Annotated in this window: 8 protein-coding genes; 5 read left to right on the plus strand and 3 right to left on the minus strand. The window is 73.8% G+C overall.

The window, feature by feature from the left end:
• Positions 1-256 precede the first annotated feature (256 nt).
• Positions 257-859 (minus strand): TetR/AcrR family transcriptional regulator, encoded by a 603-nt coding sequence (locus tag ACFYP3_RS27395; RefSeq protein WP_388837755.1) that lies wholly within the window; start codon positions 857-859, stop codon positions 257-259.
• A gap of 133 nt (positions 860-992) precedes the next feature.
• On the opposite strand from ACFYP3_RS27395, the gene ACFYP3_RS27400 reads away from it, so the two are divergent.
• Together ACFYP3_RS27400 and ACFYP3_RS27405 are read left to right on the plus strand one after the other, a co-directional pair.
• The gene (locus ACFYP3_RS27400) at positions 993-2,384 is read left to right on the plus strand and encodes a purine-cytosine permease family protein (protein ID WP_388837758.1); all 1,392 of its coding nucleotides are present in this window, start codon (positions 993-995) and stop codon (positions 2,382-2,384) included.
• 59 nt (positions 2,385-2,443) lie between these two features.
• Positions 2,444-4,102 carry an amidohydrolase gene (locus ACFYP3_RS27405; RefSeq protein WP_388837760.1) on the plus strand — a complete coding sequence of 553 codons (1,659 nt, stop codon included), beginning with the start codon at positions 2,444-2,446 and terminating at the stop codon, positions 4,100-4,102.
• Between the two features lie 812 nt (positions 4,103-4,914).
• Here ACFYP3_RS27405 and ACFYP3_RS27410 read toward each other — a convergent pair.
• Complete coding sequence (locus ACFYP3_RS27410) at positions 4,915-5,985, minus strand: DUF3533 domain-containing protein (protein WP_388837763.1); 1,071 nt, start codon at positions 5,983-5,985, stop codon at positions 4,915-4,917.
• A gap of 127 nt (positions 5,986-6,112) precedes the next feature.
• Between ACFYP3_RS27410 and ACFYP3_RS27415 the strand changes: the two genes are divergently transcribed.
• The 3 genes from ACFYP3_RS27415 (at position 6,113) to ACFYP3_RS27425 (ending at position 11,845) form a co-directional block, all read left to right on the plus strand.
• Positions 6,113-9,832, plus strand: a complete 3,720-nt coding sequence (locus tag ACFYP3_RS27415; RefSeq protein WP_388837766.1) for a DNA polymerase III subunit alpha — start codon at positions 6,113-6,115, stop codon at positions 9,830-9,832.
• A complete protein-coding gene (locus ACFYP3_RS27420) occupies positions 9,829-10,827 on the plus strand; it encodes a hypothetical protein (protein ID WP_388837769.1) in 999 nt (332 codons plus the stop codon). The genes ACFYP3_RS27415 and ACFYP3_RS27420 overlap by 4 nt, the downstream gene beginning before the upstream one ends.
• A gap of 157 nt (positions 10,828-10,984) precedes the next feature.
• Positions 10,985-11,845: an esterase/lipase family protein gene (locus ACFYP3_RS27425; RefSeq protein WP_388837772.1), complete on the plus strand. Its 861-nt coding sequence runs from the start codon at positions 10,985-10,987 to the stop codon at positions 11,843-11,845.
• A 61-nt stretch (positions 11,846-11,906) separates the two neighbouring features.
• Here the strand turns inward: ACFYP3_RS27425 and ACFYP3_RS27430 are convergent, their stop codons facing one another.
• On the minus strand, positions 11,907-12,962 hold the full coding sequence (locus ACFYP3_RS27430) for a lytic polysaccharide monooxygenase (RefSeq protein WP_388837775.1): 1,056 nt from the start codon (positions 12,960-12,962) through the stop codon (positions 11,907-11,909).
• Between the last annotated feature and the right edge of the window lie 99 nt (positions 12,963-13,061).

Raw genomic sequence — 13,061 nt, forward strand, 5'->3', positions numbered from 1 at the left:
GTGAAAGCCTTCACAAGGATGCGGCGGGCTGTGGTCCCCTGGTATATGCCCAGGTCAAGAAGGGGGTCTTGGGGGTGTGAACGGGCGTGAACAGGCGCGAACGGGAGTGACGGCCCCCTTCGGTCCGACCGGAAAGGGCTTTTTCGGCACGGATGCTTCCGCTTTTGCGCGTCGAATTGAGGCGTCGGACTGAAGCACCGGGAAAAAGCCGGCCGCGGTCCGGTCCGGTGCGAAATGAACGCGTCGGACGCGCCGCCTAGGCCGCCGGGATCAGCAGGGCCGCCGCCGAGCGGGCCTGCCGCAGGGCCCGGGCCCGGTCCGCGCCGCGCTGGCCCAGGACGACCCGGGTGCTCAGGCCGTCCAGCAGGGCGAGCAGCTCCGAGGCCCGTTCGGGCACGTCCAGCGGTGCGAAGCGGCCCTGCTCCACACCCTTGGTGAGGAGTGCCTCCAGGTCCTGCTGCCAGCTCTCGTCGATCTCCTCCTGCGCCGCCTTCAGCGGCTCGTTGGAGGCGGTACGGGCCCACAGCTCGATCCAGAGCGTCCAGCGCGGGTCGCGCGGGCCCTCGGGGAGGTAGAGCTCCAGGTACTGGTCGAGCTTGCGCGCGGCCGTCACCCGGCGCTCCAGCAGGGCCCGGCGTGCGCCGGTGAGCTGCTCCTCGCTCCAGCGCAGGGCTTCCAGCAGGAGCCGGTCCTTGCTGCCGAAGTAGTACAGGATGTGGCCGCCGCTGGTGCCGAGTCGCTCGGCCAGGGCCGACATGGTGAGCGCCGCGAGGCCGTCCTCAGCGATCGCCGCCATGGCTTCCTCCAGCATCCGCTCCTGGGCGATCCGCCCGTCGCGCCGCCGTGCTGCTCCCGCCACCGCTCCCGCTCCCGCCCTCCGGATCCTCCTGGGCCGACCCTATCCCGGACAGGGTCTTGACGGGGCCCAGGTCCAGCCCTCATCTTGAATGCCATTCAAGAACTTAGAACGACGTTCAAGATCAGGGGTGCGCATGGCGCAGCAGGAGACAGTCGACGTCGACGAGGTGTTCCGGGTCGAGACGCACGGCATCGATCCCATCCCCGACGCCGAACGCCACGGCAGCGCCAAGGACCTCTTCTGGCTCTGGTTCGGCTCCAACCTCACCTTCACCTACGTGATCAACGGCGCCCTCGCCGTCGCCTTCGGGCTCTCCTTCTGGCAGGCCACCGCCGTGGTCGTGATCGGCGGACTGTCCTTCTTCGCCATCAGCGCCGCCGGCCTCAGCGGCATCCGCACCGGCACCGCCACCCTGGTCATCTCCCGCGCCGCCTTCGGCGTCCGCGGCAACTTCCCCGCCGGCGTCCTCAACTGGGTCGTGAGCATCGGCTACACCATCGTCAACACCGTGGTCGGCACCCTCGCCCTGGAGGTCTTCTTCGCCGAGATCGGCTGGCAGGGCGGCACGGCCGGCCGCGCCGTCGCGCTGCTCGTCACGCTGGCGCTGACCTTCGCCGTCGCCATGTGGGGCCACGCCACCGTGCAGTTCGCCGAGCGCTGGATGGCCTACGTCCTCGCCGCCGGCTTCGGCGTCCTGCTCCTCTTCGTCCTGCCCGGCGCCGACACCGCCGCCGCGGCCACCGCCCCCGGGCTGTCCGGCTGGAGCCTCGCCTTCGTGGTCATGTTCGCCGGACCGTTCTCGTACGTGCCGATGCCCGCCGACTACACCCGCTACCTGCCCCGGACCACCTCGCTGCGGTCCATCACGTGGACGGGCGCCCTCGGCGGCTTCGTCTCCTCCGTGGCCCTCGGCGTCGCCGGCGTCGCAGCCGCCACCCAGACCGACATGACCGACGCCGTCGCGGGGGCCGAGAGCCTGCTGCCCGGCTGGTTCCAGCCGCTGTTCCTGGCCCTCGTACTCGGCGGCTCCGTCACCAACTCGATCATCACCCTCTACTCCTCCAGCCTGAACCTCCAGGTCCTCGGCATCCCGTGGAGCCGCGCCCGGGCCATCGTCATCAGCGCTGCCGTCACCGCCGTCGGTTCGCTGGCCGCCCTCTTTCTCACCGACTTCACCACCTCCCTGCTCTCCTTCCTCTCCCTCCTGATCATCGTCTTCGCCCCCTGGGGCGGGGTCTTCCTCACCGACATGCTGCTGCGCCGCTGCCGCTACGACTCCGACGCGCTGCACGCGGGCGGCACCGGCGCCTACTGGTACCGCTCCGGCTACCACCCGGCCGGCATGGCCGCCCTGCTCGCCGGCATGGCCTTCGCCGCCCTGACCTGCGACTCCGAGCTGTGGACCGGGCCGCTGGTGGCCCCGCTCGGCGGCGCCGACCTCACCCTCCTCGGGTCGGTCGTCTCCGGGCTCGCCTACTGGGCCCTCACCCGGCGCAGGCTGCCGGCGTACGCCCCGGCCGCCTGACGGCAGTCGCCCTGCTCGGCCGCCCGTACGACACGTCACACGCAATGGAGCAACCCCACATGGCACGCCACCCCTTCCCCGCCGACCTGCTGCTCACCGGAGCCCGCATCCACACCGTGGACCCGCACCTGCCCGAGGCCGAGGCCCTCGCCGTGCACGACGGCCGGATCGTCTGGCTCGGCCCGGACCACGAGGCCGCCGCCTGGGCCGGCCCGGACACCGAGCGGCTCGACGCGGGCGGGAAGCTGGTGCTCCCCGGCTTCATCGACGCGCACAACCACGTCCGGCTCGGCTCCGACGACGCCTGCGTGCAGCTCGCCGGGGTGCGGACCCTGGAGGGCATCCACGAGCGGATCCTGGCCTGGCGGGAGGCACACCCCGACGCGGAGTGGATCGAGGCCGAGGCCTTCGACTACTCCGCGATCCCGGACGGCCGGATGCCGTGCGCCGCGGACCTGGACCCCGTCACCGGGGACACCCCCGCGATCGCGCTCTCGTACGACGTGCACACGGCCTGGCTGAACACGGCGGCCATGCGGCGGCTCGGCGTCTCGCGCGACCGCACGGACCTCCCCTTCGGCACGGCGGCGGTGGACCCGCGGACCGGCGAACCCACCGGCTTCGTCAAGGACTTCGCCATCAAGGGACTCTCGCGCGACGGCCACCGGGCGCTGCGCGACCTGGGCGTCCCGTGGGCCTCGCCGGACCGGCAGTACGGGCGGCTCGCCAAGAGCCTCGACGACGCGATCGGCTTCGGCATCACCACGGTGGTGGAACCGCAGAACTCCCTCGACGACCTCGCGCTCTACGAACGGGCCCGGGCGGAGGGCCGGCTGCGCTCGCGGATCGTCGCCGCCTTGTTCCACCCGCGGGGCACCACCGAGGAGGAACTCGACGCCTTCGCGGCGGCCGCCCGCACGTACGCGGGGGACCGGCTGCGGGTCGGCCCCCTCAAGCTCTACATCGACGACGTGGTGGAGCCGCGCACGGCCGCGCTGCTGGAGCCGTACGCGGGCTGCGGCCACCACCGGGGCGAGACCTTCTACCCGGCCGAGGAGTTCGCGGAGCTGCTGGCGAGGCTGGACGCGCGCGGCTTCCAGTGCTTCGTCCACGCCACCGGCGACAGGGGCATCCGCACCGTCCTGGACGCGGTGGAGCACGCCCGGTCGGCCAACGGCCCGCGCGACGCCCGCCACCAGGTGGTCCACGTGGAGTGCCTGGACCCGGCGGACGTGTCGCGCTTCGCGGAGCTGGGCGTGGTCGCGTGCATGCAGCCCCGGCACTGCGCACCGGAGATCGCGGGCCCCGGCCAGGACTGGGCGCAGAACGTGGGCGAGGACCGCTGGCACAAGGCGTGGCCGATGCGGAGCCTGCACGAGGCCGGTGCGGTGCTGGCGTTCTCCAGCGACTGGAACGTGGCGGAGATGGACCCGATGGTCGGCATCTACACGGCCGTGACGCGCCGCCCGCTGTCCGGCGCCGGGCCGGCCTGGCAGCCGGCCGAGACAGTGGACGTGGCGACGGCCGTGTACGGCTACACGATGGGCTCCGCCCACGCCAACTTCCTGGACGGGGAACGCGGTTCGCTCACCGTGGGCAAGGCGGCGGACTTCGTGATCCTGTCCCGGGACATCCTCGCCGTCCCGGCCGACGAGATCCCGGGCACGGTGGCCGAGACGGTGGTGGTGGCGGGCGAGGTGGTCCACGCGACACGCTGACGCCGCCCGCCTCGCCGGCGGGGCTGGATGGGTGCGGCTCGGCCCGGCGGGCGGCTCAAAGATCGGGGCTCCGCCCCGGGCCCCGCGCCTCAATCGCCGGCGGGGCTGGGTTTGGTGCGGCGAGGCCCGGAAGGGTGGGGTGGGTCGGTGCCCCGCACGAGGATCTCCTCGGCTCGCGCCTGCGGCGGTGGTCCGGTTGTGCGGCCTGGGTTGCGCGCTCGTCCTGCGGGGACCCTCCTGCGTGTCCCCGCCCCACGCCCGGGCTTCGGGAGCCGGAGGGGAGTGGGGACGTGTCGGGGTGTCCCCGCAGGACGAGCGTGCAACCGCCCTCAGCGGCCGTGACATGCCCGCAGGCGCGAGCCGAGGAGACATCCCGGCGCGGCGCCACGGACCGACCCCCACCGACAAACCCGCCGGAAACCCCGCCCTGCCGCCCGCAAGGCAACCCGCGCCACGGACCCAGCCTGCCGAGCCGCCCGCAGGGCAACCGCGCTCCGGCCGCCCCCCGCCGACCCGCCGGAGACCCGCCCTGCCGCCCGCAGGGCAACCCGCGCTACGGACCCAGCTCGGCCGCAAACCTCGCCCTGCCGCCCGCAGGGCAACCGCGCTCCGGCCGCCCCCCGCCGACAAGCCTGCCGAGCCGCCCGCGGGGCAACTCGCGCCTATGGACCCAGCCCGCCGGAAGTCTGCCGAGCCGCCCGCCGGGCAACCGCGCTCCGGCCGGCCCCCGCCGACAAACCCGCCCGAAGTCCTGCCGAGCCGCCCGCAGGGCCAGGGCAGCCGCCCCGTACTGCCGAGCCGCCCGCAAGGGCCTAGTCCCGGAGGCCGCTGCCCACCGCCGGGCCCGGGTGGTCCTTGCGGGACAGCGCGCAGGCCAGGGTGATCGCCGAGCCGGCCAGTGCCCAGGCGGCGAGTACCAGCATCGGGCCGCCCGCGCCGTTCCCGCGGAAGTACGTGATGGAGCGCGCGGCGTACGTACCGGCGCCCGGCGGCAGGGCCGGGCCGATCGCGCTCCAGAACGGCGGCAGCAGCGGGTACGGGTACGCGCCGCCGGCGCTCGGGTTGCCGAGCACCACCACCAGCAGGATCGCCAGGCCGATGCCGATCACGCCCGCCAGTCCCTGGAAGGCGAGGGTGATCGCGCCGACCGCGAAGACGACCAGGGTGCCCAGCCCCCACAGGCCCATGATGTTGCCGGGCAGCGCGCCCAGGATCGGGCCCGCGATGACCGTGCCGAGCAGCCCGGCGGCGATCGCGTACGAGAGCAGCGCCCCGAGCCGGATGACGGCGCGGTGTCCGTTGGCGGGCCGGGCGCCGGCGCTGATCGCGAGGATCGCGGCGCACAGGTAGCCGCCCACGCACCAGCCGATGACCAGGTAGAAGGAGCTCAGGCCGCGGCTGTCGCCCTTGCCGGCCGGGGCCACGTCGGTGACCCGCAGGGTCCGGCCCTGGGTCTTCTCGACGAAGGTGACGACCTCTTCCACGGCCTGGGACAGCGAGGCCCCGGCGCCGGAGGCGACCAGGAGCCGGTCGGTCGTGCCGCCCGGGTCGACGATCAGCGCGGCGTCGACGTCCCGGTTCCTGACCTGGTCGAGGGCCGTGGCCTCGTTCTTGACCACGCTGGTGTGGAGCGGTTCGCCGGGCAGGGCGTCGAGCTGTTTCGCCGTCTGGTCGGCCACCTGCGCGAGGGGGGCGGTCACGGCGATGGGGATCTCGCTGGGCTTCGGATGGTGGAAGGCCCCGATGTAGGAGGTGATGAAGGCGAGCTGGAGGACCAGCACCCCCAGGACCAGCAGGGCTGCCCGGGTGGTCACGGCGTCCTTGACCTCGGCGAGGAAGCCTGCGGGCGGCCCCGCGTCGGTGCTCTCGGTGGGGTGGGTCATGTTCCACACGCTCGGCGTACCGGGGGCGGGGCGCAGCAGGGGAGGACCGAATGGATGACCTCCAGGGATGACCTCAGAGGATCGAACAAGTGTTTCGCACGGATATTCGAATTGCTCTATGGTGGGGATGGGGGAGGAGGTGTTCAACGAGCGAAGCAGGAGGCCGCGGGTGCCTGGTTTTACGCATCTGCACACCGTTTCGGGGTTCTCCATGCGCTACGGAGGCTCGCACCCCGAACGGCTGGCGGAACGTGCCGCCGAGCGGGGCATGGACGCCCTCGCCCTGACCGACCGCGACACCCTCGCGGGCGCGGTGCGGTTCGCGAAGGCGTGCGCGAAGGCGGGCATCCGGCCGTTGTTCGGGGTGGACCTGGCCGTGTCGTCCGCGGTGGGGTCGGCCGGGTCGGGGGGCTCGACCGGCTCCGCCGCGGGCGGCGCGGGCGGCGCGCGTACGGGCCTCCGCGGTCCCGGATCCGCCGGCCGGGCGGGCTCCGCCGAGGCCTCGTACCGCCGCCGCACCCCCGTCAAGGGCGGGGCCTTCGTCGACGAGTCCGCCGCGCGGGCCGTCTTCCTGGCCCGGGACGGCGCCGCCGGATGGGCCGAGCTGTGCCGGATGGTCACCGCCGCCCACGCCGGCGCCGCCCCCACCGGTGCCGACGCCGCCGCGTCCCCGCGGGTGGCCGGCGGGCAGCCGGTGCTGCCCTGGTCGGCCCTGCGCGGGGACGGCGTCTTCGTCCTCCTCGGGCCCGGCTCCGAAGTGGGCCGCGCGCTCGCCGCGGGCCGCCCCGACCGGGCCGCCCGGCTGCTCGCGCCCTGGCGGGAGATCTACGGCGACTCCCTGCGCCTGGAGGCCGTCCACCACGGCCGCACCGGCACCGGCCCCGGCTCGCTGCGGCTGGCCGCCCGTACCGTCGGCTTCGCCGCCGAACAGGGCGTACCGGCCGTGCTCACGAACGCCGTCCGCTACGCCGACCCCGGCCAGGGGCCGGTCGCCGACATCCTCGACGCGGCCCGCCGCCTGGTCCCCATCGACCCCCGCGGCCCCCTCGACACCGGCGAACGCTGGCTCAAGGCCCCCGCCGCCATGGCCGAGGCCGCCGACCGCATCGCGCAGGCGGCCGGGCTGCGCCCCGCCGACGCCAGGCGCCTGCTCGCGGAGACCTCCCGTACCGCCGGGGCCTGCGCCGTGGACCCCGAGGACGACCTCGGCATGGGCTCCGTGCACTTCCCCGAGGCCCGGCTCGTCGGCGCCGCCCACCGCAGCGCCCAGCGCGTCCTCGCCTCCCGGGCCTCGGCGGGCATGGTGCTGCGCGGGTACGCGGACGACCGCGCGTACTGGGAGCGGATGCACCACGAGCTCGACATCATCGCCTACCACGGCTTCGCCTCGTACTTCCTGACGGTCGCTCAAGTAGTGGACGACGTCAGGGAGATGGGGATCCGCGTGGCCGCCCGGGGCTCCGGAGCCGGCTCCCTGGTCAACCACCTGATCGGCATCGCGCACGCCGACCCCGTCGCGCACGGCCTGCTGATGGAGCGCTTCCTGTCCAAGCGCCGGCGCGTCCTGCCCGACATCGACATCGACGTGGAGTCCGCCCGCCGGCTGGAGGTCTACCGGCGGATCATGGACCGGTTCGGCACCGAGCGCGTCGCCACCGTCTCCATGCCCGAGACCTACCGGGTCCGGCACGCCGTCCGCGACGTCGGCGCCGCCCTGTCCATGGACCCGGCCGTCATCGACCGGCTCGCCAAGTCCTTCCCGCACATCCGGGCCCGCGACGCCCGCGCCGCGCTGGCGGAACTCCCCGAACTGCGTGACGTACGGGGGGAGTCGTACGGACGGCTGTGGGAGCTCGTCGAATCGCTCGACGCGCTGCCGCGCGGGATCGCCATGCACCCGTGCGGGGTGCTGCTCTCCGACGCCTCCCTGCTCGCCCGTACGCCCGTCGTCCCCACCAGCGGCGAGGGCTTCCCCATGTCCCAGTTCGACAAGGACGACGTGGAGGAGCTCGGGCTGCTCAAGCTGGACGTGCTGGGCGTACGGATGCAGTCCGCGATGGCGCACGCCGTCGCGGAGGTCCGGCGCGGCACGGGGGAGGAGCTCGACCTGGACGACCCGGCGCAGGTGCCGCCGGGCGACCGGGCCACGTACGAGCTGATCCGCTCGGCCGAGACCCTGGGCTGCTTCCAGATCGAATCGCCGGGCCAGCGCGACCTCGTGGGGCGCCTGCAACCGTCGACCTTCCACGACCTGGTCGTCGACATCTCCCTCTTCCGGCCGGGGCCGGTGGCCGCCGACATGGTGCGGCCCTTCATCGAGGCCCGGCACGGGCGGGCGCCGGTCCGCTTCCCGCACCCGGACCTGGCGGACGCGCTGCGCGAGACGTACGGGGTGGTGGTCTTCCACGAGCAGGTCATCGAGATCGTGCACGTCATGACCGGCTGCGGGCGGGACGAGGCCGACCGCGTGCGGCGCGGGCTGTCCGACCCGGAATCGCAGGCGCGGATCAGGGTGTGGTTCGCGGCGAAGGCGGGCGAACGGGGCTACTCGGCGGAGGTGATCGCGCGGACCTGGGAGATCGTGGAGGCCTTCGGCAGTTACGGCTTCTGCAAGGCGCACGCGGTGGCCTTCGCCGTGCCCACGTACCAGTCGGCGTGGCTGAAGGCGCACCACCCGGCGGCCTTCTACGCCGGGCTGCTGACCCACGATCCGGGGATGTACCCGAAGCGGCTGCTGCTGGCGGACGCGCGGCGGCGGGGCGTGCCGGTGCTGCCGCTGGACGTGAACCGGTCGGCGGCCGCCCCTCGTATCGAACTGGTGTCCGATGACGCTGTCCGGGCGGTGTGGGGGCTGCGCCTGGGCCTGTCCGACGTCCACGGCATCAGCGGGGCCGAGGCCGCCCGGATCGAGGACGGACAGCCGTACGCCTCCCTGCGCGACTTCTGGGACCGGGCGCACCCGGGCCGCCCGGTGGCCGAACGGCTGGCCCAGGTCGGGGCGTTGGACTCCTTCGGCGCCAACCGGCGTGACCTGCTGCTGCACTTGACCGAGCTGCACGGCGCCCAGCGGGCGGCCGGGGTGCGCGGCCCCCAACTCCCGCTGGAGGGCGGCCGGTCCACGGCCTCCGTCGGGCTGCCCGACCTCACCGAGGCGGAACGGCTCAGTGCCGAGCTGGGCGTCCTCGGCATGGACGCCTCGCGGCACCTGATGGGGGACCACCAGGCCTTCCTGGCCGAGCTCGGAGTGGTCCCGGCGCACCGGCTGCGGGAGACCGCGCACGGACAGACCGTGCTGGTCGCGGGGGCCAAGGCGGCCACCCAGACCCCGCCGATCCGGTCCGGGAGGCGGGTCATCTTCACCACTCTGGACGACGGGACCGGCCTGGTCGACCTGGCCTTCTTCGACGACAGCCACGAGCGCTGCGCGCACACCGTCTTCCACTCCTTCCTGCTGCTGGTACGCGGTGTCGTGCAGCGGCGGGGCCCGCAGAGCCTGAGCGTGGTCGGGGCCGCGGCGTGGAACCTGGCGGAGCTGGTGGAACTGCGGGCGGCGGGCGGTCTGGACGCGGTGGCGGCCCGGCTGGCGGCCGAGCCGGCCGTCTCCGGCGGTGACGGCGGTGACGGTCGTGGTGACAGTGACGGTCGTGGCGGCGGTGACGGGCGTGGTCACGGTGACGGTCGTGGTCGCGGCGACGGTGCGGCGGGGGAGCGGGAACAGGTCCCCGAGCGCCGGATCCGCATGGCCACGGGGTACGAGATGAACCCGTGGGCCGACCTCCAGCCCCCGGGCACCGGCCCCGCGACCGGCCGCAAGCTGTGGCACTCCAGCCCGGGGAGCGCGGGATGAGCACCGTGATGTGCCTGCGGCTGAGCCCCGCCGGCGGCGGACCGCTCGGCGCCGAGGCGTACGCCGGGGTGCTCGCGCTGCTCGGCGGGATCACCCCGGCCGTGCAGGCCCTGGCGCCGGACAGCGCCCTCGCCGATGTCCGGGGCGCGCTGCGCTACTTCGGCTGCGACGCCCGCCGGCTGGCCGCCGTGGTCCGGGTCCGGTCCCTCGCCCTGTACGGCGTGGACGCCGCCGTCGGCGTGGCCGGCAACCCCATGCTGGCCCGGGCGGCGGCCCGCGAGGTCCGGCCCGGGGGCACCCTGGTGATCCCCGACGAGCCCGTCGCCGTACGGGAGTTCCTGGCGGGCAAGCCCGTCACCGTCCTCGACGGGGTCGGTCCCAGGGCCGCCCGCACCCTGTGCTCCTACGGCCTCGACTCCGTCGGCCGGGTCGCCGACGCCCCGCCCGCCGCCCTGCGGCGGATCCTCGGCGCCCGGCTCGGCCGCGAAGTGCACGAACGCGCCCTCGGCGTCGACCGGACCCCCGTGCGCCCGGGCGCCGCCGCCCGCACCATCGCCGCCGAGCGGCTCTTCGACCGGGACGAGCTGGACCCCGTACGGCACCGGCGTGCCCTGCTCTCGCTGACGGAGGAGCTCGGCGCGAGGCTTCGTACACAAGGACCGGGCGGGGGACAGGTCTGCCGGGCCCTCTCGCTCACCGTCCGCTGCGCCGACCGCACCACGCTCACCCGCACCCGCACCCTGGCCGAACCCACCGCGCACTCGACCGCCCTGACCGCCGCGGCGTACGCCCTCTACGAGGGCCTCGGCCTGCAACGGGCCCGGGTCCGCGCGCTGTCCCTGCGGGCCGAGGGCCTGACCTCCGCAGAACGGGCCGTGCGGCAGCTCAGTTTCGACCCCGAGGACGAGAAGGCCCGCCGGCTGGAAGCCGTCACGGACCGGGTCCGCGCGCGCTTCGGGCCGCAGGCCATCGCCCGTGGCTCACTGGCCGCCTGACGGTCGATCGGACGACACGCGAGTTTTTACCGACGCGTAACTTCCCTGTGTTGCTACTCACCCGTAATTTAGCGGCAGCAGCGCCCCCTTGTGATCCGGATCACGGGACGAACCCCCACGCCCCATCCCCTTGAGTCGAACGCAAGGAGATCACACGATGCTGCCCTGGAGACGTCTGCTCCGCCCGCTGGCCGTCCTCACCCTCACCGCCGCCGCACTCGTCGCCCCCACCGGCGCAGCGCAGGCCGCGTCCGCCCCCAGCAGTGGCTGGAACAACTGGTCGTGCAAGCCGTCCGCCGCGCACCCGCGCCCCGTCGTCCTCGTGCACGGCACCTTCGGCAACTCCGTCGACAACTGGCTCGGACTCGCGCCGTACCTCGTGCACCGCGGGTACTGCGTCTACTCCCTCGACTACGGGCAGCTGCCCGGCGTGCCCTTCTTCAACGGGCTCGGCCCCATCGACAAGTCCGCCGGCCAGCTCGACGTCTTCGTCGACAAGGTGCTCGCCGCCACCGGCTCCGCCAAGACCGACATCATCGGCCACTCGCAGGGCGGCATGATGCCGCGCTACTACCTGAAGTTCCTCGGCGGCGCCGAGAAGGTCAACGCGCTGGTCGGACTCGCCCCCGACAACCACGGCACCACCCTGCTGGGCTTCACCAAGCTGCTCCCCTACTTCCCCGGGGCCGAGGACCTGGTCAGCACCGCGACCCCGGGCCTCGCCGACCAGATCGCCGGATCCGCCTTCCAGCAGAAGCTGAACGCGGGCGGGGACACCGTGCCCGGGGTGAAGTACACGGTGATCGCCACCCAGTACGACGAGGTGGTCACGCCGTACCGGAGCGGGTTCCTGAACGGGCCCAACGTGCGCAACGTCGTACTCCAGGACCTGTGCGCGCTGGACCTCTCGGAGCACGTCGCCATCGGGCTCACCGACCGGATCGCCTGGCACGAGGCGGTCAACGCCCTCGACCCGGCCCACGCCGAACGGACCACCTGCGCCTCCGTCTTCGACTGACGGGCGGCGCGGGCGGTCCGCGGCGCGAACCGGTTCAGCGGTTCACGGTCACCCCGCTGGACTAGCGGCCGTGGCGGCCTGCCGTCGTCGCACGGCGGCGGGCCACCCCGAACAGCACGGCCGCGCCGACGGCCAGGGCGCCGGCCCCGGCGATCGCGATCGCCGGGGTGGCGCCGTTGCCGCCGGTCTCCGCGAGGTTGCGGCCGGCCGCGGACTGCGAGGGGACCGGGACGGCGGCGGCGGTGCTGCCGTTGGTCTTCGGGTCGTTGTCGCCGTGGCCGTCGTGCTCCACCGTGGACTTGTCCGCGCCCGCGGCGATCTGCTGGTCCGTCGGGGCCGACGGCTTGTCGGACGGCTTGTCGGACGGCTTGGACCCGGTGACGGTGCCGGTGCCCGTACCGGTGCTCGGCTTGGCACTCGCCGACGCCCCCGTGCCGGGCTTGGTGCTCGGCGTGGTCCCGGCGCCGCCGTTGTCCTTGCCGAAGACCACGTCCGAACAGGTGTAGAAGGCCTCCGGGCTGTCCGAACGCTGCCAGATGCTGTAGATCAGGTGGCGGCCGGACTTGTTCGGGACCGTCCCCGAGAAGACGTAGTCGCCGTTCTGCATGCCGGGGTCCGTGGCCTCGGCGAACGGCGCGGGCTCCAGGTCGGACCACTTCAGCGGCTTCGTCGGGTCGTACCCGTCCTTCGTCACGTACAGCTCGAAGGAACCCTTGTGCGGGGCCGTGCCCTTGTAGCGGAAGGTGTGCGCACCGGCGGTCATCGGGCTGGCCGGCCAGTCGGCCCGGGCCAGGTCGAGCCCCTGGTACTTGTCGTTTCCGGCGGAGCACAGCTGGCCGTTCGGGATCAACGCCCGGTGGTTCCCGGCGGCGTTGGCGATGTTCACGGCGTTCCAGTCGTAGAACGCCTGCGCCCCGCTGGACGCCACGGCCGCCTTGCAGGCCGCCGACTTCGGCGCTTCCGGGCCCTCCGCGTAGCAGGCCGCCACCCGGCTGACCGGGTCCGTCATCGAACCGTGCGCGACCGCGGGAGCGGCGGCGTAGGCGGCCAGCGCCAGCGGGGCGAAACCGGCGGAGGCGATACGGGTCAGCGTCACGGTACGGCGGCGTGCGGGCATGGGTGGATCCATACCTTTCTTCGTGGGTTGATTCGGGTCATTCGTAAGATCGGGACACCCAGGGGAGTCGGGTGTGGCTGGCATGGGGTAGCCGCTGTT

Origin of the sequence: Streptomyces sp. NPDC005533 (assembly GCF_042871845.1) — a bacterium.
Classification (GTDB): Bacteria; Actinomycetota; Actinomycetes; order Streptomycetales; family Streptomycetaceae; genus Streptomyces.